Below are 26,882 nucleotides of genomic sequence, written 5' to 3'. Positions count from 1 at the left end.
TACTACCCATTTTAAATGAAAAGTAATATAATAAAAAATATAAATTTATGCATATTAAATAACCATTTAGCTATAAGGAGGATCTATGAATCTACTACATTTACGTTATTTTCAAGTGGTCGCAAGCACGCAAAATATCACAAAAGCTGCTGATCAGCTCTACATTTCACAACCGGCTTTAAGTAAGACTATCCATCAATTGGAAGAAGAACTTGACATCTCTTTATTTGATCGTAATGGTAAAAATATTTCATTAAATTCTTTTGGCAAATTATATTTAAGCTATATTAATGAAGGGCTAGCCTTAATTGATCAAGGAAAAACCGCTTTACAAGAATTAAATAAAGGCTCAGAAAATTCACTATCACTCTATACACCTGTTGGCTCTTTATTACTCCCTAATTTAGTAAAAGTACTTAAGCAAAAATTTCCTGAGATTCAAATTACATTAATCCAACATTCTGAAAAAAATATCCACAACGTATGTTATGATTTAGCAATCACAACCAACCCCTCCGAAGCAGATGTAGCACTTCCTTTACTGACAGAAAGCCTTCATCTCGCAATCCCAACAAATCATCCACTTAGCGAGCGCAATATCGTTACACTGGCTGATTTAAATGGCCAAAATTTCATTGGTTTAACGAAACATACCCCATTACGCAAAACAATCGATACCTATCTTGAAAAGCATGATGTCAAGTGTCATTATATCTTTGAAAGCGATGATCCAGCAACCGTCCGTGGTTTAATCGAATCCGGTTTAGGTATTGGTTTTATCCCTAGTATTTTATGGAAAGGCCTTCTTTTTAACAACTTGAAATTTATTAAAGTTGCAGCAGAACCTTTACAGCGTAGTATCTATCTTTGTTGGAATAAGCAAATCGAACTGACTTTTTTCCAAAAGCTATTGATTGAAGAATTTCAAGCGTTTTATTCTAATCTCCAAAGAGAATAAATAGGCCAAGCTTAGTCTTGGCCTAACTAAGCTTGGCGTCATTTTAATTTAATTGTTCCTGTCTCCGTTGTTAGTGGCGTAGAAGAATCGCCAAAATAACTTAGCCATGAAAGCGAAACCTGATCAATAGCTGTGACTTTTGTGATTTTTTTTATGGGAAAAACAAGCGTGCCTTTAATTGTTTTTCCGGGTTTAACCACTGACTCAGGAAAATCTGATAAAATCGCATCGCCACCAGTTATTTGCTCCTCTGGTGTTATCAATTCTCCCTGGTTAGGATAAGTTTTTAAAACAGACGAACTATCATTTTTAATTTCTAATGTAATTGAAATACTTCCAGGAACATCTTTACCTTCTATTGTTGAATAGACTGCTTTTTTCTGCACTTTGACAGCTGTAATTTTTTTTGTAAAACCATCTTCTTTATTTTGATAATCCGTTTTATACGTATGTTTCGCATTTCCTCCGGTATCTTGTGTCACTTTCCCGGATGAATAATTCAGCAAATCATGATTGACTTGTTGGATCTTGTTAATCGAAAGAAAAATGCCAATTATTGCAGCAACCATAAAAAGCATACTGACACTTATAATGATGGCGCCAATTTTTCTTTTCGTCTGAAAAAATAAAATAACAAGCCCTACTAAAAATAAGATAAAAGAAAAAACAGCAATAATTAGCCACGTAATCATCTCTAAACTCCTTCACATATCATTAGCTTTATCATAACATATGTTTCAACTACAGCAAAGAAGTTAAATCATTCGCTGCTCCTGGATAAGCAAAAATATATTGCTTGAGCTCATCCAATGTTAAATGAGCATTTATAATCAAAACAAAATAATTAATCATTTCCTCTGCTTCCTCGCTGATAAGAGAAACACCACACACTTTGCCAGTTGTTTTTTCTGTTATAATTTTCGCAGCAGAAAGAGCTTCATTGGTACGACGATAAGTGTACCAATTCGTCATATCTATTTCATTCACATGATACTTTTCTAAATCCTTCATAGCTTCTTCGGCGGAAATACCTATTTGTGCCAATTTAGGACTCGAGAAAACAACACTTGGAATAACAGGATAGCGAACTTCTTTTCTTCCAGATAAAATTTGCTCAACAACTGCATTTGCCTCAAAACTGTCTACAGGTGTAAGTGGCAATCCCTTAGTATTCGCAACATCACCACAAGCATAAATGTTTTTAGTTGCTTCAAGGTATTGATTTACGTTTATTCCGTGATTATCATAATCAACTTTTGCCTTTTCAAGTTGAAGCGCTTTAGTGTTAGGATGCCTTCCTATAGCAGAAAAAACAAGCTCTGTCTTTAAATTAAAGTCGTTTCCTGTTAGTAAATAATGAGTTTCTTGTTTCAACACTTCTTGGACGTCTGTATCAAAATGAAAAATAACCCCCATCTCTTGTAATTCAGAAACAAGAAGCGCAACATGATCCGGATCAAACGCTTTAAGCGGCTTTGAATTATGCAAAATAACATGAACTTCACTACCAGCAGCACTTGCAATGGCTGCTAATTCAAAAGCAATATAACCGCCACCAATAAAGGTTATATTTTGTGGCAATGATTCGAGCGATAGGAAATCATCACTTGTCTTTAAATGTTCTTTCCCTTTGATATCCAAAATAACTGGACTTGCACCTGTTGCAATAACGAAATAATTAGCCGTTAATCTTTGGCCGTCAACTTCAATTGTATGCTCATCAATAAATTTAGCTTCTCCTTTAAATGTTTCAATACCTGCCTCAATAAAGCTTTTTTCAAGTGAAGCTGGAACATCTTCAACAAAACTCTTTTTAAAAGCCATTAAATCAGGCCAGCTAATACTTGCCTTTTGTTTTATTCCATGACCTCGAAGTCTTTTTGAAAGATGAACAGCTTCCATTCCACCAACTAATACTTTTTTGGGATCACAACCGCGCAGCACACAGGTTCCACCAAAATCCCGTTTTTCAACAATAGCACAACGCATTTTTTTGCTTAAAGAAAAAGCGACTTGTATACCGCTTACGCCGCTTCCAATAACAACTACATCAAACTGTTCCTTCATTTTGCCACATCCTCTCTTGTTGTCTTTTTCCCGGAAAGGATGCTTTTCTAACCTTGGCATAAACAAAATAAAGCGGCAACAAATGCTTGCAAATGAAAAGGTTTGCCAGACTTCGGTTTTCACGTACAGTCGGCAAACCTCTTCAATACAATTGTTTTCGCTCGGTTTGTGATATTCAAAATGTAGAGCCTACGCTTCTAAAATAGAGCTGAATCGTATGTCACTCCTGATCTTTAAACTTCCATAATAATTGCTAGAATCATTGGCCGGCGCTTTGTTTGTTCAAACAAATAACGGCTTAATTGATCACGGATATCTTGTTTTAATTTTGACCATTCAAAATCACTATCCTGTAAATTTTTGTTTACAATATTCGTTACGAGTTTAGCAGATTCTTGAATTAATTTCTCAGATTCACGAACATAAATGAAACCACGAGAAATCATTTCTGGTCCCGAAACGATTGTCTTTGTTTTACGATTTAATGTCACAACAATAATAAAAATACCATCTTCTGACAAGAGTTTACGATCACGCAAAACAATATTTCCAACATCGCCTACACCAAGACCATCTATGAGCATATTCCCTGCATAAACACGGTTTCCAACAGTCATATCTCCATTTTTATATTCAATAACATCCCCTTTGCCAACAACAAAAACATTGGTTTTAGGCATGCCAATTTGATAGGCTAACTTTGCATGACTGATCAACATACGATATTCACCATGAACAGGAATAAAATAGGTTGGTTTTAAAAGGTTTAGGAGTAGCTTCAAATCATCTTGACTAGCATGACCCGAAATAAATAAGTCCCGACTCATTGTAAGCACTTTTGCACCTGCACGATATAACATATCAATTGTTTTGGCCATAACCGTTTCAAGTGAAGGGCTTGGTGTCGTTGTAATATAAATGGTATCCCCTGCTTTAATATTTAGCTTGGGATGGCGGCCTTTTGTCATTTGTTGTAGGGATTGAATCGGTTCACCTAAGTTCCCTGTTTCAATAATCGTAATTTCGTCATCTTTATATTTTTTTATCTCTTCAATTGGGATAATTAAATCTTCTTCTACAACAAGCTTGTTTAAACGAGTCGTAATCTCAACTACGCGTTCTAGTTCTTTCCCAACGATAGCTACTTTTCGTTCTGTTGCAGCAGAAGCATCAAAGACCTGTTGTAAACGAATAACATTAGAGGCTACACAAGCTACAATAATCCTTCCTTCAGCAGAACGAAAGGCATGTATAATCTCTTCACCAATCAAGCGATCACTGGATGTAGTCCCTGGATGTTCTGCTTCGGAACTATCCGAAAGAACTGCCAGAACACCTTTTTCTCCAATATCAGCAATGGTGCTAAGGCTAGTTTCATAATCGCCTTTCGCTGATTGATCAAATTTAAAATCACCAGTGTAGACGATGGAACCTTCGCTTGTTTGTAATACAATTCCTAACGAATCAGGAATTGTATGCGTCGTTTGATAAAAAGAGACATCAATTTTTTGAAAAGAGAGTACAGTGTCTTTATCGACAACATGAAAGTCTTTAAAACGTAATTTGCGTTCAGCCTTAACAGCTGCTTTAGCTAACTCAATAGTGAGTTCAGAACCATAAACTGGCGCTTTGACTTTTTGTAAAAGATAAGGAAGTGCACCGATTGCATCTTCATGACCATGTGATAAAAAAATAGCCCGTACGCGCTCTTTATTTTCTTCAAGATATCTAAAATCAGGGACAACAATATCAATTCCCAGTAATTCATTTTCTGGGAACATCAGTCCTGCATCTAACACGAACATGTCATGGTCAATTTCGACCACATACATGTTTTTTCCACTTTCACCCACGCCACCTAGCGGGATGATTTTAATATGTTTCGCTTTTTTTATCGTCAAAGCAGAAACCTCCTTTAAAGCTTATCATAAACTGCCTGTAATTTTTCACTTTGTTCTGCCGTTAAACCAATGAGTGGCAAACGTGCTTCACCAACTTCTATGCCTATTTTATTTAGCAAATATTTCACTGGTGTAGGATTAGGCGCAGAAAATAGTGCTTGTACAAGCGGTAGTAATTGCTGGTGAATTTGAGCTGCCTTTTGAATATTGCCATCTTGATAGGCTTGGACCATTTCAGCCATTTGTTTACCAGCAACGTGGCTAGCTACTGAAATCACACCATGCCCTCCCACAGAAAGAATAGGTAATGTCAAGCTGTCATCGCCACTATAAACCGTAAAATCATCATCTGTTTCAGTAATAATTTTTGTAATATTATCTAGGTTTCCACTAGATTCTTTTACCGAAACAATATTTTCAAGTTTGGCTAGCTCAATCATTGTTTCGGGTTCAATGTTAACTCCTGTTCTACCAGGAATGTTATAAATAATGACTGGTAATGGAGACTCTTCAGCAACAGCTTTAAAATGTGCATAAATCCCGGATTGGTTAGGTTTATTATAGTAAGGCGTAACGATTAATACTGCATCAATACCGCCTATTTCAGCAATTTCTTTTGTAAAGGCGATTGTTTCTGCCGTATTGTTACTTCCTGCACCGGCAATAATTTTTACACGCCCGGAAGCAGAAGATACCGTTTGCTTGAATAGCTTTATTTTTTCATCATGAGATAGGGTTGGTGATTCTCCTGTTGTCCCACCAACAACAAGTGCATCCGAACCATTTTCAATTAAAAAATGAACCAATTTATCAATTCTTTTTTTGCAAACTTTATTTTTTTCGGGATGAAATGGCGTTACCATAGCGGTAATCACTTTTCCAAAGTCCATCTCAAAGTTCCTCCTTAAAAGCTTAATCAATCGTTAAGCAAAATTCATCATGAAGTGCGTTCACAGCAGCGATCAAATCTTCTTCTTTCACAAGCACCCAAATGGTTGTATGACTATCCGCTGATTGTAAAATGGTAATTCCTTGCGACGCTAATGCTCGGACAATTTTAGCAGTAACGCCTGGTACTCCAGTAATTCCAGCTCCTACAATTGAGACTTTTGCACAATGATTTTTTTGCGTTAAAACGTAATCCTTATCTGATAACAGCTGCTCTGCGATTTCTTTTTTTTCATCTGGAACAGTAAAAATAATGCTTGATGTTGTGATGTTAATGAAATCTAAACTAATTCCAGCTTCAGCCAAAAGTTCAAAAGCTTGTTTTTGCGACTTTACTTCATCTGTTTGAACGGTTATTTGTGTTAAGTTAGTGACATGGGCAATGCCCGTAACTAACCGTTCTTCCACATCATATTGATTCGCTGCTTCAGCAAGTTGTGTAACAAGGGTCCCCTCTCCTTCTAAATATGTAGAACGAATGCGCATTGGTATTTTCCCTGTCATGGCGATTTCAACCGCACGTGGGTGAATCACTTTTGCACCTTGATAAGCCATGTTGCTTACTTCATTGTAGCTAACTTGAACAAGGCTTCTGGCATGTTCAACGATGCGTGGATCAGCCGTCATCATCCCATCAACATCGGTAAAAATATCCACAAACTCAGCAGAAACAGCAACACCCAAGGCAGTAGCTGTCGTATCACTTCCCCCTCGTCCAAGTGTTGTGATATCTCCATTTGGCGCGAAACCTTGAAACCCAGCAACGACAACAACATCACTTTTTTCTAAAGCATTTAAAAGACGTGCAGGCTCAACTTCTGCGATTTTTGCCGCAAGATGATCAGCTGTTGTTTTTATACCGGCTTGGCCACCTGAAAAACTAACAGCATTGATGCCTTCACTTTTCAGCATATTTGTAAAAACAGCCGCTGAAATCGTTTCACCAACAGAAACAAGCATATCTTGTTCTCTAGCGGAAAGAAGACTTGCTTTTGCACCAATAAGTTCAAGAAGTGTATCTGTTGCGTATGGATCACCGAAGCGACCGATGGCTGAAACAACAACAATGATTTTGTATCCTTTTTCTTTTGCGCGCTTGATATGACCGAAAGCTAATTTTCTTGTTTCTGGGCTTTGTACAGAAGTTCCGCCAAACTTTTGGACAATGATTTTCATAATTTACACCTCAAATAGCTTTAAATAATATTTAATTTGATTAGACTTTCTGCAATTTGAACGGAATTCCATGCGGCACCTTTTAATAAATTATCGGATACAATCCATGAATGAAAGCCATTTGTACAGTCTAAATCAGCACGGATACGGCCAATAAAGACTTCTTTTTTCCCAACAGCAGTAGCTTGTTGTGGATAAAGTTGTGTTTTAGGATCATCTTGTAAAATGACACCAGGCGCATTTTTTAAAACAGCTTGAATTTCTTTAACTTTAACATGAGATTGATCAATTTCAAAATAGACAGATTCGGCATGGCCTGTTATTACAGGAACACGTACACAAGTTGCAGCGACTTGAATAGAATCATCTTCCATAATTTTTTTTGTTTCATTGATCATTTTCATTTCTTCATAAGTATAGCCGTTTTCTGTAAAAACATCAATTTGTGGGAGCGCATTAAAAGCAATTTGATAATGCTTTTGATCACTTTTTACAGGCATAACCTCTGGTGTAAAGGACTTTTGATCAAGGATAGCTTGTGACTGTTCTTTTAACTCATTGATCGCATTTAAACCAGAACCAGATACTGCTTGATATGTAGAGACGATAATTCTTTTTAACCCAAATGCCTGACGAATTGGCTCGAGTGCTGCAACCATTTGGATTGTCGAACAATTAGGATTGGCAATAATGCCTTTATGTTTTTTTAAAGCATGCTCATTCACTTCAGGAACAACAAGCGGAACATCTGTATCCATGCGAAACGCACTTGTATTATCGATCACAACTGCGCCTCTTTTACTTGCTTCAGGTGCAAGGACTTTAGAAACCGATCCTCCCGCACTAAATAATGCAATATCAACACCAGCAAAACTTTCAGGAGTAGCTTCTTGAATAACAATTTCCTTACCATGAAACGTTAATTTTTTCCCAGCTGAACGCGCTGAAGATAAGAGTGAAATTTGCTTTATCTTGATATCAGCCTCTTCTAGCAATTCAATCATTTGCGTCCCAACTGCGCCAGTCGCTCCAACAACTGCAACGTGATAGCTTTTTGTCATTTTCCTGGTCCTCCTTGTTTGTGGGGTTTTGTTTTTTCTTGATATTCTTTGAAGTGTTACTTTATTTGTTGTTTAGTGGTTATTCAAAACTACATAGCTCTAAAACTTTGGAGGAGTGAGGCTGTCGCGAATCATTGTTTTGGAAGCATTCAAAACTACATAGCTCTAAAACCGTAGAACTTTTTAGCCCTCAAAATTTCGTAATCGCGCTACTTGTCCATAGCAAGACTTCAGTTTAAATGCTCCCTATATGCAGTTTTCCTTACTATTTAATGCTTGTTTGTTGATTATACCATATTTTCCAGATGTAAAAAACAATCCTCATCTAAAATATATTGCGAAAAACCATCGATTTTCCTTGGTTCTAAGAATAGCACATTTACATTGTATAGTGAAATATACTTGTTCAACTCTACCAATTCTTCGTTGGTAAGGTATGAACAAACATTAACCAATATAAGCAGTTTTTTCTTAGATAAATATTTATACACTTGAATAACCTCAATAAGTTTTTCAAAAATGGTATCACTCTGTGTCTCAATTCGTATGCCTAACGCTTTAAACAACTCTAAAATGGTGATTTCATCTTCTTCTAGATCAAGTTCATGCTCAAGTAATTCATATTCTATTAATTCACTGATTGTCGAAGTTAATTTATCGATCATTGATTTTACTTCAGGCTTTTCATTTAATTGCGCTTCTAAGTCTGTATAAATTAACTTCAATATCCCAGGTGAATTGATATCATAACCTAGTACATCCGTAATTAACATCAACTCTGAACTTTTTAACGACTGATGTTTCTTATCAAATAATTTAAGCTCACATTCTTCATCATATTGAAAGAACCACTTAGATAGGTTAGCAAACACCCTAACGTCTTCAATAACAAAAATGGTAGATGACATAATTTCAAGAGGCTCATCTAATAAGCCAAAATTAAGCTTCATCATAATTATCACCTAAAAAAACGATTCGTGCATCTGAATTTCCAATGCATTTTTCCTGTTCTCCACTTAAATAAAGCATACGAGAAAATTGTTTTTCTGTTATCGTAAGGAGCGTAATTAATCCTTTTTTAGGATTGTTTTGATGTAAGCGTGCGACCATTGCCTTACTAGCCGTATCATTTAACAATATTTTACTGTATACAGAAAATTGATGCATAATAAATCCTTCATTCAATAAGAATTTACGAAATTTGCGGTATGACTTTCTTGCAACTGCGGTCTCGGTGGGCATATCAAACATTAAGATCATCCTCATATATCGGTAACTCATATCCTAAATTTAGGAACTCCTTTCACCTCATTATTCAATGCTTTGACCACTTTTTTTGTGTAATCACTAGCAATATTCGTTAAAAACATGTTCTTTTTATGATACATATAATTTGTTGTAAAGAGTTTAAATAATGCTCTTTTCATAACCGGGAAAGGTTCATGACGATGATCATAAATAATTTGATCAACAATGGGGCGAAAAGGTTCCATTAAATCGCTTGCTAGATTAAAATCATTAAATTGATTGGTATGTTTCAAACCAAATTGTGTCATGCAACCTGCTCTAACAATTTCTCTAGCAAAAATGCTAAGCAAAAGCGTGTAACCATAATTCAATCCCGCATTGATATCATTTTCATCTTCACGTGTAAAATCAAGTCCAAAAAGCGTATTAAAATAAATTCGTGCTGCATGTCCTTCTCGGTTAGTCGGATCAAATGGCTCCAAGCGATTATGTAAGTTTACTAATGCCTCAGCCTTCTCGCAATGATCCAAATATTTCAAATGCTGGATTTGATTTGAAATTTTTTGCGAGATAATTTCCGTCCAAACTTCTGCTTGTTTTTCAGCAGTCCATTTCATTTGACGTGCTAGTTGCAAACTACTGTCATGTCTACCATAAAAAGGAAGTAATTTTCCAATCGGAAGCCGCTTATCGTCACAAAATAAGACGAGAATATTTTCATCTGCTAATCGCTTGATTAACATCGTCGTAATCGTTATATCAGTTGTCTCAAGTAGTAATACATCGATTTCAGACAAATGAATCATTTCCTGTTGGCTAACAGATTTGAAAAGCAAATAATTATTTTTATAGGACAGTTTTGAATGTGTATTAATAATAACTGTGCGCCAACCCATTTATCCATCTAACCTCCGATAGGTTTCACGTAATCCTGTAATGGATTGATAGATTAAGATGGTTTCCCCAACGATCAATGTGTCTTTTTTTGTTGTATAACGAATTCGTTCATTAATGGCTTTTGTTTTCTTATCTTCAAGTGTATAGCTATTTTTAGCCGTAGTGCCTCGACTTGCAATGTTTAGTAATGCTAAAATGACTTCTAATTCTTGTGAAACACTTCTTTCTTCTGGAATATGGATGTCCATTAGTTTAGCAAGGTGATTTTTGCTAATAAAGGAAAAGACACTAGCACGTAATTTCTCAAACAAATGACGATTTTGATCGATGTAGGTTTTTTCTTCTACCTTTAAATCGTTGTATCGTTTTAGCAAGTAAATATATTTAGTTAGCTGCGCATCTAAATGTAGCTGACTCCATTTACCGCTTTCAGTTGAACTAGAAACCGTTCGATAAAAACCATCTTTTTGTAAAAACACTTGGTTTCGTAAAATTTTAAATCTTTTTTCATAGTGATTAACTTCAGTTCTTTTAACAGACTTTATTTTTCCTTTATCGATCGTAATAAACGCTTCTTTTTCTTCAATATAGCCACCATACTTATCGATACTTAAAAGTAGGACGCTGCCATCATTTCGTCTAAACTGCGTCTTAATCGGATTTTTCCCTTTTCCCCCTCGACCTTCAATGGTAGATTTGAATAATTCTTTTCCATCTTCATTTGAGGCACGATTTGTCAGTTTTTTCGTCATATTAATTTGACGATAGCTGATCACTTTTTTTATCATGGCAATCGTTCGGTCTTTATCCCAAAGAATTTCTCCATCCTCACTAACTATTCTTTCTTTTTCTGTAAAAAATCGCATAATGTTTGTATAAAATTGTTTTTTTGCAGTCGCTTTATTTTCTTTTTCTGTGCTAAATTTTGGATATTCCCCATAAACAAACTCTGGCGCAAGCTTTGGATAAACAGCAAGCAAAGTATTCGCAATAACACCACCTAAGTAAGCGTCGTGAGCATGATGGTAATCACTTATTTCACGTACTTTATAAACACTAAAATCTTTTCGAAATTGGCTAATTAAAGCGGCTTTTAAATTAATAATATGAACCTTCCGAATGACTTCCCCAGAATCATCCTTGACTTTGTTATACCGACTATCCAAGATGCGTGCAACATGCTTTGTTATTTGGCGCGTTTCAACGAGTTGACGTTTAATAAAATCAGCTTTATCTTTCTCGGTTAAACCACCACGCTCTGCTTTCGTTAAATTCTCGAGCTTTCGTTTACTGATTAAATTTGACTTGTGGAGAGACTCCCAGAACGGTTTCATTTTTCTTATAATTTTCGTGCTAGGAACATCATCGCTTTTTTCTCGATTAGCTGCTTGGCTTACTAAAACGCGATTATCAAACGAATTGTCTACAGTGAACTTTTGTGGAACAATATGATCAATATCATAATAATTAGGTTCAAACATCACTTTATGAAGATCTAACTGATCGCCAGTATACATGTCTTTTCCATTTTGTAGATAGTAAAGATATAAACGATCGTTTTGCAATGCTTCATTTTTTACCGGGTGGTCGCTTAAAAGATGACTGCCAAAATCTTTCAACATGTCACTTAATGATTTTAAACGTGACCTTGTTTTTGATGTTTTTTGATTTTCACGTGCCATTTCAATGACAATATTTTTCGGCGGGTAACCGATAATTTCTACTAACTCATCTACTATTTGTAAGCTTTGAAGGATTCCACGTTTAATCGCTGGACTTCCTGCTAGATCTCTAACGGATTTCCGCAGATCATCTGGACTGCTATTCGTCTGGATTTCTTGGATTTTTGCTTTGAAAGATAAGTTGTCATCATTTATTAACTGCATTAAATTTCGATTGATGTTTCTCTTAGGCCCATCATCGTTCATTAAATAGTCTAAAATCGTTTTCTTTGTTTGTTTATCGTAAATGCCATGGATAAGCTTTGCTGATAATCGCCCCCAGCCAGTATAATGACGCCGCTCCATTTTTTTCATAACCTCTTTAGAAAAGTTCTCTGCAAATGGCTTTAACTGTTCATGTGTCATACGACGATCTTCAAAAACGGTCATGATTTTTACAATTTCCTCAAACGTTTCTTCATATTTAGAATCCTCTAGTAATGCTGAATTTACTCCCATACTAATAAAATCATGATACGTCGCATAACTTGCATTAAAAGAATTTTCAATGCCAAGAACAGTTGGCTGATCGATATTGTACTCATTTCTTAAAAACTGTTCTAACGCTTTTTTAGTCACTTTTCGCTTTTGTTTAAACAGGTCTGTAAAAATTTTTTCCTTTTCAGCACCTGAAAAATTGTGAATTATTCCTCTTTCATCTTTATATTCTACTTTCGTGAGCTCATTATAAACAGCATATTTCTGATACAATAAACTGTGTTTAGGTAATACCTTTTCATTGGGCAAATATTGATCAAAATTTGTCATCTTGCTAATAAATTTCGTTGCGGATTCTCCTAAATTTACTACCTCTTCTAGATTCCATGGCGTAATTTTTTCATTTGATTTTCGAGCTAACCAAGCAAAATCACTATTTCCATTCGCTAAAGGCCCGACATAATAGGGAATTCTAAACGTCAGGATTCCTTTAATTTTAGTCAACTGTTCTTTTAAAAAAGGATAATACTTAGATTGCTTGTGAATCACTGCTTCAAGTTCTTCTAAATGGATCTGATGTGGAATAACCCCATTATCGAAGGTTCGTTGTTTTCGTAAAAAATCTTTTCTATCCATTTTTTCAATAAAATACTCAGCGTTAGGTATTTTTTCAATTGCTTTTCTTACATAGCTATAAAAATCATCCTGACCTGTTTTTTTACTATTTCCTATGTAACCAGCATAACCATTTACTGATATATCCTTAAAAAAAGCTGTATATTGTTCGGGCAGATGTTTAGAGATGAAGGATTTTAGTTTGGCTAAATCTTTTTGATGATTATCATAACGCTCCACCATTCCTGCTGAGAATTTAGCTGTTGTTGCTTTATCTTTTGCTGTCAAAATGTCAGATAGGATCACTGCATGATATGCTTGTTTCGCGCTTTCAAATACATCTATGTACTCACCGTTTACATTCTCTAAGAAAGCTTCTAGCGACGTTTCATAGTCTTCCTTAGAAAACTGCAACACAGCATCCTCAGCCAGCGAAAAGCTTTTTTTAAAATTTCCTTGCAAACCAACAATCATTTTGAGTAGTTGATGGAAAAGGGTATTTTTCTTTTCATCAGGAAATAAGGCTAATACAAGTTCAGCTTTTCTTAAAGGAGAAACTTTTTCCGTAAGAGCAGCGCTAACATCTATTGTTTCATCCACTTTATTTATTGCGCTGTCTTCTTGAAAGGCTTGGTTATAAGCCTTTAAAAAAGCTCGAAATGTTTCTTTTATAGAAGAATTTTCTGTACTTAATTTTCCCTCAACTAAAAAATTCCCTCGATATTTAATCATATGAGCTAATGCAAGATAAATATAGCGCAAATCTGCTTTTTCCGTGCTGTCCACTAACTCTTTCCGTAAATGATAAATGGTTGGGTATTTTTTATGGTAAGCCACTTCTTCTTCAAGCGTTCCAAAAAGCGGATGGCGTTCATTTAATTTGTCTTCTGTTACCAAAAAACTCTCATTTAAGCGAAAAAAGAAGTTTTGATCTAACTTGTTCATCTCCTCAGCAAAAATAGCTTGTAAATAGCAAATTCTCTGCCGACGTCGATTATAACGGCGTCTAGCTGTTCGCTTGATACGCGTAGACGCTGCTGTTTCACTTTCATCAAAAAGCCGCACACCCCAAAAGTTTTTCTTTACAGAAGCTTTATCAACATCCCCCATAATCTTCATCCGTCTACGCATCAAATTATTATCCTGTGTCACTACTGCCCAGCCAACACTTGCCGTACCAATATCAAGTCCTATCGTATACTCTTTTTTCACCTTACTCCATCTCCTTTATTTATTTTCCAATTCCTGATCTTAATTGTTGTATATTTCTCAAAGTTTGTTATAATAGAATTGTTGGTAGCATTCAAAACAACATAGCGAGTTAAAATAAGGCTTAGTCCGTAATCAACTTTTTATTAAGTGACGCTGTTTTCGGCGTTTTTTTATTTACCTCCTTTTCTTAGTATGGACTAAATAAACGATCGTATTTTTTGTGATAGCGCTTTATTATTTCACTATTCTATTTTGAAGAAATGCTCTATGCTTTTATTATACCATAAAAATTAAAAATATGCTGAATATTTAATAGAAAGTACAAGACGATTGTATAAAAAAATAGCTAGATAGTTATGTTCTCACATAGCCATCTAGCCATTTTTTATTTTGCATTATCGTAACGCTTGCCAACTTCTGACCAATCAATAACGTTCCAGAAAGCATCAATATATTCTGGACGACGATTTTGAAATTTAAGGTAATATGCATGCTCCCAAACGTCAAGGCCCATAACGGGATACTTGCCATCTGTCAACGGGGAATCTTGATTTGGCGTGCTAATAATTTCAAGCTTACCATTGTTTAGTACTAACCAAGCCCAGCCAGAACCAAAACGACCTGCAGCCGCTGCTGCAAATTTTTCTTTAAAGTCTTTGAAATTGCCAAAAGTACTATCAATCGCTTCTTTTAATGCACCAGTTGGTTCGCCACCACCGCTTGGACTTAAAATCGACCAAAACAATGTATGATTTGCATGGCCACCGCCGTTATTGCGTACAGCTGTTTGAATATCTTCTGGCACACTATTTAAATCAGCAACAAGCTCATCAATTGGCTTAGCCGCTAAATCATCATGTCCTTTTAAAGCATCGTTTAATTTTGTCACGTAGGTATTATGATGCTTTGTATAATGAATCTCCATTGTTTCTTTGTCAATGTTAGGTTCTAAAGCATCAAAAGTATACTCCAGTTTTGGTAATTCATAAGCCATCGTAAAATTCCTCCTTAGTTTTTAAGTGAATAATTGATGCGCAAAAAACGAGCGATAAATGCCTCAACATTTTTCGTGTTTCTCTACGCTTTTTAGACTACCATTCATCTCTACTTGTTGCAATTTTTCTGCTTATGTTGCTTTTACAGGAAAATCACGCTATCATAAGTGAGTAGAAGATAGTTAGCAAACAAGCTATCCGTCTTTATCTTCCCCGTATTTTTATTTTCAAACAAAACTGTGAGGTGCAAATAAAAAAATGAATCTATTTAAGCGCTTTTGGAAAAGTCTTTATTCCCCTGCTGATATTGCTACATTTCGTCAAGATAAAACAAGTAAAAGTATCATCTATCTTGTTATTTTATCGTTTGTTGCTTTCTTGCCACTCGCTTTTTACACAACAATGACGGTCAGGGACGCACTTAAAATCGGACAAGAAACGATTAAAAATGAAATACCTGAATTCAGTACAACAAACGGAAAATTAGTCACGAAGAATAAAACCCTACCGATAGCCATTGATAAAGGCAAACTACATATTTACTTTGATTCGACTGGTACACTTGATTCAGATGATATTGATAATAAAGTTTCTTCCTATGATGGAGCTATTGCTTTTTTAGCTGATAAAATTTATTTTACAGGGCCAGGTATATCACAAAGTATTGGCTATGATGCTGCTGGTATTCATAACAAAGCTGATTTGTTGAACAATTATCAAGCGATTGACAAATTATCAAAGTATTTAAGTCCCATTATTTTAGTGTTTGTTTTCATTTTCATGTTAGGTGTTACTTTTTTACGTGTTGCCATTTATGCTTTGTTTGGTTTTATTTTATCTGGATTTGGCAAAGCAGGTATTTCTTACCGCGAAAATTGGATGATTGCTGCTTACAGTATTACGCTAGCAACAACGTTTGAGATGATTATGAGCTGGCTCCAAACTGCTGTACCCTTTGGAACTGAAATTAACATCATAGTGAGCTTAATTATTATTTTTCTAACGCTTAGAACAATTCCTGCTAAACTGGCTGAGTAGTAGATTACTTTTTCTCAGCAAATTCTCATTGTTCTCGTAGTGCTTTCTTTGTAAAATAGTGGTATGATAAGCTAATGAAATCAATCAAAAGGAGCGAATGTTCTCTTGAAAGAAAGAACTCATCGTACAAATACCCGCCCTGTTAAAGTTGGTCCATTGACAATTGGTGGCAGTAATGAACTATTTATCCAAAGTATGGCTACAACAAAAACACATGATGTTGAGGCAACGGTCGCTGAAATTCTTCGTTTAGAAGAAGCTGGTTGCCAAATTGTTCGTGTAGCCTGTCCAGATGAACGCGCAGCTAATGCTTTAAACGATATAAAAAAGCGCATCAATATACCACTTGTTGCAGATATTCATTTTGATTACCGCTTAGCACTGAAAGCGATTGAAGCTGGTGTTGATAAAATCAGAATCAATCCAGGCAATATTGGTCGTAAAGAACGCGTCGAAAAAGTTGTTACAGCAGCAAAAGCTAAAGGTATCCCCATTAGAATTGGTGTGAATGCCGGAAGCCTCGAGAAAAAAATCATTCAAAAATACGGCTATCCAACAGCTGATGGTATGGTTGAAAGTGCACTCGACCATATTAAAATCTTAGAAGATCTAGATTTTCATGATATTATCGTTTCACTCAAGGCCTCTGATGTGAATTTGGCCGTTGAGGCTTATGATAAAGCAAGTCGCGCTTTTGATTATCCCCTTCACCTCGGTATTACAGAATCAGGCACCCAATTCGCAGGTGGAATTAAAAGCGCAGCAGGATTAGGAGCTATTTTAAGCCGTGGCATTGGAAATACATTACGTGTTTCTTTAAGTGCTGATCCTGTCGAAGAAATCAAAGTTGCTCGCGAATTATTAAAATCATTTGGCTTAGCGTCAAATGCAGCAACCCTTATTTCTTGCCCAACTTGCGGACGAATCGAAATTGATTTAATCAGTATCGCAAATGAGGTGGAAGAATATATTTCATCGATTAAAGCGCCAATTAAAGTTGCTGTCCTTGGTTGTGCAGTTAACGGTCCTGGTGAAGCTCGTGAGGCAGACATTGGAATTGCTGGCGCACGTGGGGAGGGCCTTCTTTTCCGCCGTGGCAAAATTGTTCGTAAAGTTCCTGAAGAAACCATGGTTTTGGAACTAAAAAAAGAAATCGATATTCTAGCGAAAGAGTATTTTGCTAAAAAAAGTGCCGAAGAAGCTGAATAACGATTTTCATAGGTATGTAAAATAAAGCGTCTTTGTCATCATGCGATTCGTGTGTTCTACATGCCGAACACAACAAATCGAGCGAAAGCATTTATTAAAGAAGTTTGCCAGAATCCGTGAGCATACGGAAATCTGGCAAACTTTTTTAACGCTTGTCGTCGATTTATTTTGCTTTCTGACAATCGGGGCATTTTCCATAAACTTCAAACTTATGTCCATCAATTTCATATCCAGGTAAAGCTTCTGTTAAAAAATCCATTGGACACATCATAATTTCTCTTGTTCTGCCGCAAGAAAGGCAAATAAAATGATGATGGTGATGATCGTGCGAACAAGCTAATCGGAAATTTTTCTCTCCCGAAAGATCTGTTTCTTCAAAAATGCCTAATTCAACAAATAATGATAAATTACGATAAATGGTATCGAAACTTATGCCTTTAAAATCATCTTTCATATTATCCAATACGTCGCGTGCTGTTAAATAACAATTTTTTCTAGCAAAAAGGTCAATCAAAAATTCACGTTTATCTGTATGTTTATAACCTTTATCTTTCAATTTAGCTAATGCTTCATTTGCTGTAAAAACCATTTTTTCACCTCATTTAGAAATTGAACGCTTGATTTGAATTTTTTGTGTAATCATTGTTACAATCAAAATGGATACTGAAATAAGGACAATCGTTCCCCCCGGTGCCAAGTTAAGGTAATAAGCGCTAAAAAGACCGCTAATCACTGCAATTTCGCCAAACAAAATGGCTAAGAAAATGGCCTGTTTAAAACCTTTAGCAATTCGAATAGCTGCTGCAACCGGAAGTGTCATTAAACTCGATACGAGCAAAATACCAACGATTCTCATCGAACTAGCGATAACAAGCGCAACAAGCACCATAAAAATAACATCAAATACCTTCGCTTTAATACCCGAAACACGTGCATATTCTTCATCAAAAGAAAGCAAAAATAATTCTTTGTAAAGCGAAATAATCACACTAAAAACAAGAATGGAAACAACGATAATCGTATACATATCTACTTTACTTACCGCGCTTACACTTCCAAACAAATAACTAAATAAATCGGTATTAAAACCGTTGGCAAGTGAAATAAAGATAACAGAAAAGCCCATCCCAGCTGACATAATAATCGGGATAGCTAGCTCCTCGAAGTGCTTATAAACGTTACGCAATTTCTCCATCAGTAAAGACCCACCTGTAGCAAAGCCGAAACCTAGATACAAAGGATTAAATCCAGCAAGTGGCGCATACGTTTTGCTTAAAAATAAACTAACTGCAATTCCTGCTAAACTCACATGACTAAGCGCATCTGCCATAAGAGATAGTCTGCGCACTACGATGAAACTTCCAAGAAGAGGAGCAACAATCCCAATGACTAAGCCAACAATAAATGTATTGCGAATAAAATCATAGTGAAAAAGTGTTGCAATCATAACATTCCCCTTTCTTTTCTCCATTAGAATCAAGTGCTTCTATTTCGCGTTCTTCTAAGTACAGCTGGTAATCCCGTGCTGATCCATCAAACAAAATACGCTGATTGATACTAACAACGTGATCGACATATTTATTTACGGCTAAAAGGTCATGTGTAACAAGGAGCAGTGTCATTCCGTGGACTTGGTTAAGATGCTTTAATAATTCATAAAAAGCTTTTACATTTTTTGTATCAACACCAACAGTTGGTTCATCTAAAATTAGCAACTCAGGATTACTAACAAGCGAACGTGCAATAAATACTCGTTGCTGCTGTCCACCTGATAATTCGCCAATATTTCGGTTTAAAAAAGCTTCCATAGAAACAGTGTGTAGTGCTTTTTTAATTGCCTGCTGGTCTTTTTGGTTAAGCATCTTAAATAGCCCTTTTTTCTTTGTTAATCCACTTGCGACTACTTCTTTAACCGTTGCTGGAAAGGCAGAATTAAATGAATTGGCTTTTTGTGAAACGAAACCAATTTTTTCCCAATTGCGAAATTCACTTTGTTTTTGTTGAAAGAGCATGATTTCTCCTCTTTGCATTTTTAACAAATTCAAAATCAATTTTAATAATGTGGATTTTCCAGAACCATTAGGGCCAATAAGACCTGTAAAACTTCCTCGCTTTATTTCTAGCTCTATATTTTGCAAAACTTCTTCCTTATCGTAATGAAAGGATAAATGCCGAACATTTAATACATTGGACATCGGGAAAACTCCTTCATAAACAAATTACTTTATCCAGTATAGCGAAAAAAAAGAAAAATGTAAATCGTAATGAATCCTATTAACAAAAAAAGATTGAGCTATCGTTATTTTGGGAATAAAAATGAAAGGAGGTTTTTTAATGAAATTAATTTGGATGTATATCACGTTTTTATTAATGATCGCAACAAATATTTTAGCCGAATCTTTGCCACTAAATGGATTGACAACTGGTGAAATAAGCCACAAATATCAAGCGCTTTTTACACCGGCAAATTATACATTTATTATTTGGAGTATCATTTATCTAGCACTTTTTATTTGGCTCATCATGTTAGTCGTCAAACGAATCGAAATAACAGAACAAATCGCTGCTTGTTTTATTGCGACCAATGTATTAAATTTATTTTGGCTTATTTGCTGGCATTTTGAATGGATTTTCATTTCGCTTGTTATAATGGGATTTTTGCTATTTGTTTTAAGTTTATTATATCGTTCTTTACGTGGTTACGGGAAATTTAGGTGGCCTATTTCGCTTTACATAAGTTGGATTTTTGTAGCTATGATTAGTAATATTAATTATTTTTTTCATACGTTTGGGCAAGCCAATTTTTTCGGAATTCAAGAAGCAACGTGGAGTATTTTATTTTTGATGATCGGGTTTATAGTAGGTTTATATGGATGTTATCGCTTGAAAGATCGCATCTTTTCTCTTGTTATCATTTGGGCTTATCTAGGAATCTTCTTTCATGATTTCCATTTAAGCAGTGCGGTTAGTTACGTGGCGCTTGCTTTAGCTATCTTGCTTTTTATCTTAATACTAAAAAAGAAATCCCATGCTCATTAAAAGAACGTGGGATTCAGATTCTTATTTAGAAAAATGCTCTGTTAAAACTGGGACAACTTGTTTTTTACGAGATACAACACCTTTAAGTGGTGCTAGATTGTCAGCTAACGTTACTTGGTAGGCTCCTTCTATGACCGAAGCTTTATCTCCAATAGCAAGCCCGACAGAATCATTTGTAAGAATATTTGTAATCACAAATAAGTATAAGTCTAAATGTTTAGCAGCAATCGTCTGCTTGATAACTGCTTCGATTTCTGTTTTGCGTGATAAAACGTCTTGTTCATCAATAACGTTAATTTGAGCAATTTCAACTTTACTACCATTCATGTTAAATTCTTTAGCATCAAGTAGTAATTCAGCCACTGATTTTTTGCTTACATCAGCACCTTTTCGTAGCATTTCCATACCATATGTTTCCATATCAACCTCGGCAATTTTAGCCAACTGTTCTGCAGCCTGTTTATCTTCTTCTGTACAAGTTGGTGATTTAAATAAAAGCGTATCAGAGATGATGGCAGATAACATTAAACCAGCTACATCTTTTTTTATTGTTATCTTTTTTTCTTGATACATTTTTTGTAAAATCGTTGTTGTACAACCAACTGGCTCAGCACGATAATAAAGTGGGTCTGCTGTTTCAAAATTGGCGATACGATGATGATCAACAACGCTTATTATGGCTACTTGCTCAATATCATCTACGCTTTGTTGCTTTTCATTATGATCAACAAGACAAACTTGCTTTACTTCATTTGCAACTGTTTGAATTAAACGGGGAGCCTTTACGCCAAATTTTGCTAAAGCAAATTCTGTTTCTGTATTTAATTCGCCTAAGCGAACGGCTTCAATGTCCGCTCCTTCTGCTTTCTTTAATTCACTAAAAGCAATTGCTGAACAAATTGCATCTGTATCGGGATTTTTGTGCCCAAAAACAAGTAATTTTTCCATCTTTATGTCTCCTTTAAATTATTATTGTGCCATGATTTTATCAAGTAAATCGGGATCAAATTTTTCATTTCGAAGCATCTCGATTTCAAAGCGATAAGGAGGCTTTTTATTCTTCTTATCTGTACCAACATATGGTGTTTCAAGTATTCTTGGGATGTTTGGTAGATCCTTATGATGGACGATATTGTTTAATGCGGAAAAACCGATATGGCCAAAGCCGATATTGGCATGTCGATCTTTATGTGCACCACATTCATTCTTGCTGTCGTTAATGTGCAGAACTTTCAAGCGTTCGATACCAATCATTTTATCAAACTCATTTAATACCCCATCAAAATCATGGACAATATCATAGCCAGCATCATGGGTGTGACAGGTGTCAAATGTAACCGAAAGCAACTCATTATGTGTTACACCATCAATAATTTGTGCGATTTCTTCAAATGTGCGTCCTACTTCTGTTCCTTTTCCAGCCATTGTTTCAAGGGCAATTTGGACATCATGTCTAGGGTCAAGGGCTTCATTTAATCCTTTAATAATTTGCTTAATGCCAGCACTTGCGCCTTCTCCAACATGGGAACCAGGGTGGAGGACAATTTGTTTTGCTCCAAGGGCTGCTGTCCGCTCGATTTCTGAGCGTAAGAAATTCACGCCGAGCTCAAAGATTTCTGGTTTTATTGTATTTGCAATGTTAATAATATAAGGGGCATGGACAACGATATCGGCTTGATTATTTTGTTCCATGTTCACTTTGGCGGCTTCAATATTCAATTCATCGATAGGCTTTCTGCGCGTATTTTGTGGCGCTCCTGTATAAATCATAAATGTGTTCGCATGATACGTTGCTGCTTCTTCACTTGAAGCAAGTAGCATTTTCTTTCCGCTCATTGAAACATGTGAACCAATCCTTAGCATGGCTTATTCTCCCTTCACTTTTTCATACGTCTTTCACGGCGCTTGATTTCTGCCATTTTGTAGTTGATTTTCTTTTTATAATTTGGCTTTCTTTTTTGTTTCGCTTTTTTACGCATCCCAATTTCACGTGGATCTGCTGCTTCGCGTTTGGATTCGCGCTTGGCCCGGCGGTTACGGTCTTCAATTTGAACAAATTCGCCGCGTTTCAAATCAACATGGACAAACTCAATCCCCAATTTTTCTAGTTGGATAAGCTTGTCTTCATCAGATGGTGTATAGATGGTTAAAGCAATACCTGAGTGCCCTGCTCGTCCAGTACGGCCTGTGCGGTGGATATAAAAGTCAAGGTCATTTGGAAGCTCATAATTGATAACATGACTAATACCTTGCACATCAATTCCTCGTGCAGCTAGATCAGTCGCTACAATATATTGGTATTCCATATTTTCTACTTGCTTCATTGTTCGTTTTCGTTCACGTGAATGGACATCTCCATGAATTTTAGCCACTTTCAAGCCACGCTCAATTAGTCCTTCAGCAACTTCATCAGCTTTTTGTTTTGTGTTCGTAAACACAATAGCAAGAAATGGCTGCAAAGTTACTAACGTCTCTTTTAAAACGTCTATTTTATTTCTACTACGCAATGCAATGAGTTCATGTGTAACCGTTTTTGATGCCACTACTTTTGGCTGAATGTGTTCATAGCGCGGGTTTTCCATATATTTTTTAAGGAAAGGCTTTAGTTTTTGTGGAATCGTTGCTGAAAAAACAAGCATTTGTAGTTTTGGTGGCATTTTCCCTGCAATTTGGTCGACATCATTTAAAAATCCCATGTCAAGGGTCATATCGGCCTCATCGATCACAAGCATTTTTGCCGTATAAACGAAAAGAGCTTGTTCACGAATCATATCATTAATTCGTCCGGGTGTTCCAATAACGATTTGTGGTTGCTTCTTAAGCTTATCGATTGCTCTTTGTTTGTCAGTCCCACCGATAAGCAGACGTGTAGTGATTTCTCTTTCGCTATACTTCGTTATTTTTTTTATCTCGTTATGAATTTGAGTAGCAAGCTCGCGACTTGGTGTGGTAATGACAGCTTGTACTTCATCTTTTGTTGGATCTATTTTTTGTATTAATGGTAGTAAAAAAGTATGTGTTTTTCCTGTACCAGTTTGTGACTGCCCAACAATACTTTCACCTCGTAAAATACCTGGGATAAGCTTTTGTTGTACTTCAGTGGGTTCAAAAAAGCCTAATTTCTTTATCGCTTCTTCAATAAAAGGCCGAAAAGAAAATTGGTCGAACCTTGTTTTTTTAGACATCTAATTTCACTCCGTTTCGTTCTTCGTTGTCATTATAGCATTTATTGAGGTGTGACACTACAAAAAAGTGAAAACGCATTTAAAATTTAGCTTTTGTCAAATCGATCTTTTTCATCTATAATAGAGTTAAGTAGTGGACAATTGAACCCTGCTTAGGAGGAATAACCAAAACAATGGAAATTATTAAAATCAGTCCACGAGGTTATTGTTATGGTGTTGTTGATGCAATGATTATCGCTAAAAACGCTTCACTTGATCCAAACTTACCTCGTCCGATTCATATACTTGGCATGATTGTCCATAACAAGCATGTCACCGATGCTTTTGAAGAAATTGGCATTTATACTGTAGACGGAGAAAACCGGGAAGCCATTTTAGATAAAATTAACGAAGGCACAGTCATCTTCACTGCCCACGGGACTTCCCCCCGCCTCAAAGAAAAAGCGAAACAAAAAGGGCTTGTGACAATTGATGCAACATGTCCAGATGTTATGCGCACATACGATTTAATTTTAGAAAAGAAAAAGGCCGGCTACCATGTTATTTACATCGGTAAAAAGGGCCATCCAGAACCAGAAGGCGCTTATGGGACAGCGCCAGATATTGTTCATTTAGTGGAAACGAAAAGCGATATTGATGAGCTTTCTCTCCCTACCGAAAAAATCTTTGTCACGAATCAAACAACGATGAGTCAGTGGGACGTACTTGATTTAATGGATTATATCAGTGAAAAATACCCTCACGCAAAGCAACATAAAGAAATTTGTATGGCAACACAGGTGCGCCAAGAAGCTGTGGCAGAACAAGCAAAAGCTGCAGATTTAACCCTTGTTGTGGGTGATCCCCGCAGCAATAATACAAATCGCCTTGCGCAAGTTTCCATCGAAAAAGCGGGTGTCCCCGCTTACCGCATCGCTAATGTAACAGAAATCGACTTGAACTGGTTAATGAACATCAAAAAAGTTGCAGTAACTGCTGGTGCAAGCACACCAACTCAAATCATTCGTGAAGTGCTTATCTTTTTAGAACAATTTGATCCAAGTGATCAAGCAACTTGGGAATACAACCATCATGCTGATGCTCATAATATTTTACCTCGTGCTAGTAAAAAAAATATGGAAGAAAAGCGTCGCGCTCGGTTAGAGCACTTAAAAAATGGCGGACGCTAAAGTTTCAGACCATGATTAAGAGGTTATCCAGGGTTCTCACGTACAGTCGTACGCTCCGCTTCTGGCTAACCTCTTTCTCTTTGATCGCAAATGTTTTCGCTCAATTTGTCGTATTCAAAATGTAAAACAATCCACGCTATCATTTTTAGATCCTATTTTCTTAAAAATGATAACGTAGTTTTTTATAAAAATTGAAATGGATCCGTATTGATTTCAGAAACAATGAGGTCAACTTCATAGTCAAGCGCTTTACATCTTGCTACGAAGCATTTTTTTAAATAACCTTTCATGATTTTCTCGATGTTGTGTCCAGCGTCAATGGTTGGTAAATCAAGGGCTAATAAATCGTGTGCTGTATGATAGTAGACATCTCCTGTGATAAAGATATCGGCACCCGAATGCTTAACGTAGTAAATAAATTTATTTCCATCGCCACCGATGACCGCAACTTTTTGAATGGTTTTACTCGTATCACCTATGTAGCGAACATATTCAAGGGCAAGTGCATTTTTCACAATATCGATAAAAGCATCGGCAGTGATTTCTTTTTTTAATTGACCGACTCTGCCAAGTCCGGTTGTTTTAGACATATTTTCCAACTTATATACATCAATAGCTGGCTCTTCATAAGGATGGACTAATTTTACAGCTTTTATGAGCTGGTCTTTTTTTGAAAAAGGAAATACTGCTTCGATTTTTACTTCTTTGACTTCTGTTAATTCTAATGCTTTACCAATGCTAGGATTAGCATTCTTGTTTGGTTTGAATCGGCCTGTTCCTGATACCGTAAAAGAACAATGTTCATAACCTAAACCAATTTCTCCAGCACCATTATTTGCTAAGGCCAGTCGTACAGCTTCATGTGATTCTTCTGGTACATAGACAGCGATTTTAGCATAATCCTCGTGGTAAGTTGGGACAATAACTTCCGTGTTTTCAAGTTCGAGCAACTCTGCAAGTAAATCATTCACGCCACCATCTGCTATGTCAAGGTTTGTATGTGCAGCATAAACAATGATGTCATGTTTGATCAATTTACGGAGCATTCTTCCATGAGCGGTCGTCATATCAATTTTAGAGACGGGGCGAAAAAGAAGTGGATGATGAGCGATGATCATGTCGACATTTTTTTCAATGGCTTCGTCAACTACCGTTTCAAGCACATCTAACGCAAACATAATTTTGCGCACTTTTTTTGAAAGATCGCCAACTTCTAGGCCAATGGGATCGCCTTCCATTGCTAATTTTTTAGGAGCAATTTGCTCTAACATGGCGACAAATTCGTAACCGTTTGCTACTTTCATGAAAACACATCCTCTACTATTTGAATTTTTTCCTTCAATTCTTTTATACGCTCTTTATTTTCTGTAGTCACTGAAGAGCCTGCTGCTATGTTTTGCAAGATCGTTTGCCAAGTGGCTCGTTCGCGGTTCCATTTTTCTCTAAAAACCGGACTATTTTCGGCGATTAGCTTAGGGCCAAGTAGACGTTCACTTTCACTATAAGTGATGGGCTTTGTTGTTTTTTCTAGCACGATAATTTCATAAATTTTGTGATCTTCTTTTAAAATGGATTCGGCGATAATTTGATAATCATTTTCCTCCGCCCAAGCACGTAATTGCCATGCAGCGATGTTTGGTTGTAAAATGAGCCGTCTAACGCTATTTAATTTATTTGGATCTTTTTCTAAAATAGAGCGGATAAGAGCTCCTCCCATACCTGCTATAACAATGGTGTCGATTTGATCTTCTGGGCGGATGACAGCAAGGCCATCTCCTTTACGAACAGTAATTTGATTGGTTAAAGCTAATTTGTGCACTTGATTTTTAGCTGATTCAAATGGGCCTTCTACAACCTCTCCGGCAACAGCAAATCGAGCCATTTGATGAAGAATCACATGACACGGGAGATAAGCATGATCGCTACCAATGTCTGCTATATGGCTATCCTTTTTAATGTAAGAAGCAACCGTTTTTAAGCGTTTTGATAATTTTTCTTCGTTCAT

Annotated in this window: 24 protein-coding genes; 5 read left to right on the top strand and 19 right to left on the bottom strand. The window is 36.2% G+C overall.

All coding sequences use genetic code 11. The annotated features are described in order from the left end of the window. Positions 1 to 85: 85 nt before the first annotated feature. Complete coding sequence (locus tag G6Q10_RS03990) at positions 86 to 958, top strand: LysR family transcriptional regulator (protein WP_163653149.1); 873 nt, start codon at positions 86 to 88, stop codon at positions 956 to 958. A gap of 38 nt (positions 959 to 996) precedes the next feature. Here the strand turns inward: G6Q10_RS03990 and G6Q10_RS03985 are convergent, their stop codons facing one another. From G6Q10_RS03985 to G6Q10_RS03935, 11 genes are all read right to left on the bottom strand, one after another. Beyond that, entirely contained in the window at positions 997 to 1,650 is a 654-nt protein-coding gene (locus G6Q10_RS03985) for a M48 family metallopeptidase (RefSeq protein ID WP_163653147.1), read from the bottom strand. Between the two features lie 49 nt (positions 1,651 to 1,699). After that, complete coding sequence (locus G6Q10_RS03980) at positions 1,700 to 3,025, bottom strand: dihydrolipoyl dehydrogenase family protein (protein ID WP_163653145.1); 1,326 nt, start codon at positions 3,023 to 3,025, stop codon at positions 1,700 to 1,702. 233 nt (positions 3,026 to 3,258) lie between these two features. Further along, positions 3,259 to 4,926: a ribonuclease J gene (locus G6Q10_RS03975; protein WP_163653143.1), complete on the bottom strand. Its 1,668-nt coding sequence runs from the start codon at positions 4,924 to 4,926 to the stop codon at positions 3,259 to 3,261. Between the two features lie 14 nt (positions 4,927 to 4,940). Then, positions 4,941 to 5,816, bottom strand: a complete 876-nt coding sequence (gene dapA, locus G6Q10_RS03970; protein ID WP_163653141.1) for a 4-hydroxy-tetrahydrodipicolinate synthase — start codon at positions 5,814 to 5,816, stop codon at positions 4,941 to 4,943. Positions 5,817 to 5,838: 22 nt separating this feature from the next. Continuing rightward, positions 5,839 to 7,050, bottom strand: coding sequence for an aspartate kinase (gene dapG, locus G6Q10_RS03965; protein WP_163653139.1), 1,212 nt, complete (start codon positions 7,048 to 7,050; stop codon positions 5,839 to 5,841). Between the two features lie 20 nt (positions 7,051 to 7,070). Beyond that, positions 7,071 to 8,111, bottom strand: coding sequence for an aspartate-semialdehyde dehydrogenase (locus G6Q10_RS03960; RefSeq protein ID WP_163653137.1), 1,041 nt, complete (start codon positions 8,109 to 8,111; stop codon positions 7,071 to 7,073). A 287-nt stretch (positions 8,112 to 8,398) separates the two neighbouring features. Beyond that, positions 8,399 to 9,061: a type II-A CRISPR-associated protein Csn2 gene (csn2, locus tag G6Q10_RS03955; RefSeq protein ID WP_163655717.1), complete on the bottom strand. Its 663-nt coding sequence runs from the start codon at positions 9,059 to 9,061 to the stop codon at positions 8,399 to 8,401. Further along, the gene (gene cas2, locus G6Q10_RS03950) at positions 9,051 to 9,377 is read right to left on the bottom strand and encodes a CRISPR-associated endonuclease Cas2 (protein WP_255464960.1); all 327 of its coding nucleotides are present in this window, start codon (positions 9,375 to 9,377) and stop codon (positions 9,051 to 9,053) included. The genes csn2 and cas2 overlap by 11 nt, the downstream gene beginning before the upstream one ends. Positions 9,378 to 9,388: 11 nt before the next feature. After that, positions 9,389 to 10,255, bottom strand: coding sequence for a type II CRISPR-associated endonuclease Cas1 (cas1, locus tag G6Q10_RS03945; RefSeq protein ID WP_163653133.1), 867 nt, complete (start codon positions 10,253 to 10,255; stop codon positions 9,389 to 9,391). Then, positions 10,256 to 14,242: a type II CRISPR RNA-guided endonuclease Cas9 gene (gene cas9 / locus G6Q10_RS03940; RefSeq protein ID WP_163653130.1), complete on the bottom strand. Its 3,987-nt coding sequence runs from the start codon at positions 14,240 to 14,242 to the stop codon at positions 10,256 to 10,258. A 385-nt stretch (positions 14,243 to 14,627) separates the two neighbouring features. Beyond that, positions 14,628 to 15,236: a superoxide dismutase gene (locus tag G6Q10_RS03935; RefSeq protein ID WP_163653128.1), complete on the bottom strand. Its 609-nt coding sequence runs from the start codon at positions 15,234 to 15,236 to the stop codon at positions 14,628 to 14,630. A gap of 259 nt (positions 15,237 to 15,495) precedes the next feature. Between G6Q10_RS03935 and G6Q10_RS03930 the strand changes: the two genes are divergently transcribed. Both G6Q10_RS03930 and ispG read left to right on the top strand, forming a co-directional pair. After that, complete coding sequence (locus tag G6Q10_RS03930) at positions 15,496 to 16,275, top strand: DUF1189 domain-containing protein (protein WP_163653125.1); 780 nt, start codon at positions 15,496 to 15,498, stop codon at positions 16,273 to 16,275. A gap of 105 nt (positions 16,276 to 16,380) precedes the next feature. After that, positions 16,381 to 17,484, top strand: a complete 1,104-nt coding sequence (ispG, locus tag G6Q10_RS03925; RefSeq protein ID WP_163653122.1) for a flavodoxin-dependent (E)-4-hydroxy-3-methylbut-2-enyl-diphosphate synthase — start codon at positions 16,381 to 16,383, stop codon at positions 17,482 to 17,484. A gap of 163 nt (positions 17,485 to 17,647) precedes the next feature. Here ispG and G6Q10_RS03920 read toward each other — a convergent pair whose 3' ends face one another. From G6Q10_RS03920 to G6Q10_RS03910, 3 genes are read right to left on the bottom strand one after another with little or no spacing between them, the layout of a single operon-like run. Further along, a complete protein-coding gene (locus G6Q10_RS03920; protein ID WP_163653119.1) occupies positions 17,648 to 18,073 on the bottom strand; it encodes a Fur family transcriptional regulator in 426 nt (141 codons plus the stop codon). Positions 18,074 to 18,082: 9 nt separating this feature from the next. Beyond that, positions 18,083 to 18,931: a metal ABC transporter permease gene (locus tag G6Q10_RS03915; RefSeq protein WP_163655715.1), complete on the bottom strand. Its 849-nt coding sequence runs from the start codon at positions 18,929 to 18,931 to the stop codon at positions 18,083 to 18,085. Then, positions 18,906 to 19,679 (bottom strand): metal ABC transporter ATP-binding protein, encoded by a 774-nt coding sequence (locus G6Q10_RS03910; RefSeq protein ID WP_163653116.1) that lies wholly within the window; start codon positions 19,677 to 19,679, stop codon positions 18,906 to 18,908. Before G6Q10_RS03910 ends, G6Q10_RS03915 begins: the two co-directional genes overlap by 26 nt. 139 nt (positions 19,680 to 19,818) lie before the next feature. Between G6Q10_RS03910 and G6Q10_RS03905 the strand changes: the two genes are divergently transcribed. Continuing rightward, the gene (locus G6Q10_RS03905; RefSeq protein WP_163653114.1) at positions 19,819 to 20,523 is read left to right on the top strand and encodes a tryptophan-rich sensory protein; all 705 of its coding nucleotides are present in this window, start codon (positions 19,819 to 19,821) and stop codon (positions 20,521 to 20,523) included. A 21-nt stretch (positions 20,524 to 20,544) separates the two neighbouring features. Here G6Q10_RS03905 and G6Q10_RS03900 read toward each other — a convergent pair whose 3' ends face one another. From G6Q10_RS03900 to G6Q10_RS03890, 3 genes are read right to left on the bottom strand one after another with little or no spacing between them, the layout of a single operon-like run. Then, positions 20,545 to 21,471, bottom strand: coding sequence for a manganese-dependent inorganic pyrophosphatase (locus G6Q10_RS03900; protein ID WP_163653111.1), 927 nt, complete (start codon positions 21,469 to 21,471; stop codon positions 20,545 to 20,547). Positions 21,472 to 21,492: 21 nt separating this feature from the next. Continuing rightward, the gene (locus G6Q10_RS03895; protein ID WP_163653108.1) at positions 21,493 to 22,386 is read right to left on the bottom strand and encodes a deoxyribonuclease IV; all 894 of its coding nucleotides are present in this window, start codon (positions 22,384 to 22,386) and stop codon (positions 21,493 to 21,495) included. A 14-nt stretch (positions 22,387 to 22,400) separates the two neighbouring features. Continuing rightward, positions 22,401 to 23,708 carry a DEAD/DEAH box helicase gene (locus tag G6Q10_RS03890; protein ID WP_163653105.1) on the bottom strand — a complete coding sequence of 436 codons (1,308 nt, stop codon included), beginning with the start codon at positions 23,706 to 23,708 and terminating at the stop codon, positions 22,401 to 22,403. Between the two features lie 173 nt (positions 23,709 to 23,881). Between G6Q10_RS03890 and G6Q10_RS03885 the strand changes: the two genes are divergently transcribed. Next, complete coding sequence (locus G6Q10_RS03885; RefSeq protein ID WP_163653102.1) at positions 23,882 to 24,877, top strand: 4-hydroxy-3-methylbut-2-enyl diphosphate reductase; 996 nt, start codon at positions 23,882 to 23,884, stop codon at positions 24,875 to 24,877. A 182-nt stretch (positions 24,878 to 25,059) separates the two neighbouring features. Here the strand turns inward: G6Q10_RS03885 and G6Q10_RS03880 are convergent, their stop codons facing one another. Together G6Q10_RS03880 and G6Q10_RS03875 are read right to left on the bottom strand one after the other, a co-directional pair. Continuing rightward, a complete protein-coding gene (locus G6Q10_RS03880; protein ID WP_163653099.1) occupies positions 25,060 to 26,181 on the bottom strand; it encodes a Nif3-like dinuclear metal center hexameric protein in 1,122 nt (373 codons plus the stop codon). Then, a complete protein-coding gene (locus tag G6Q10_RS03875) occupies positions 26,178 to 26,882 on the bottom strand; it encodes a tRNA (adenine(22)-N(1))-methyltransferase (RefSeq protein WP_163653096.1) in 705 nt (234 codons plus the stop codon). The genes G6Q10_RS03880 and G6Q10_RS03875 overlap by 4 nt, the downstream gene beginning before the upstream one ends.

It is taken from the genome of Listeria sp. PSOL-1, from assembly GCF_902806445.1.
Classification (GTDB): domain Bacteria; phylum Bacillota; class Bacilli; order Lactobacillales; family Listeriaceae; genus Listeria.
Note: the sequence above shows the minus strand (reverse complement) of the source record. Positions and strands in the feature narration are given on the sequence as shown.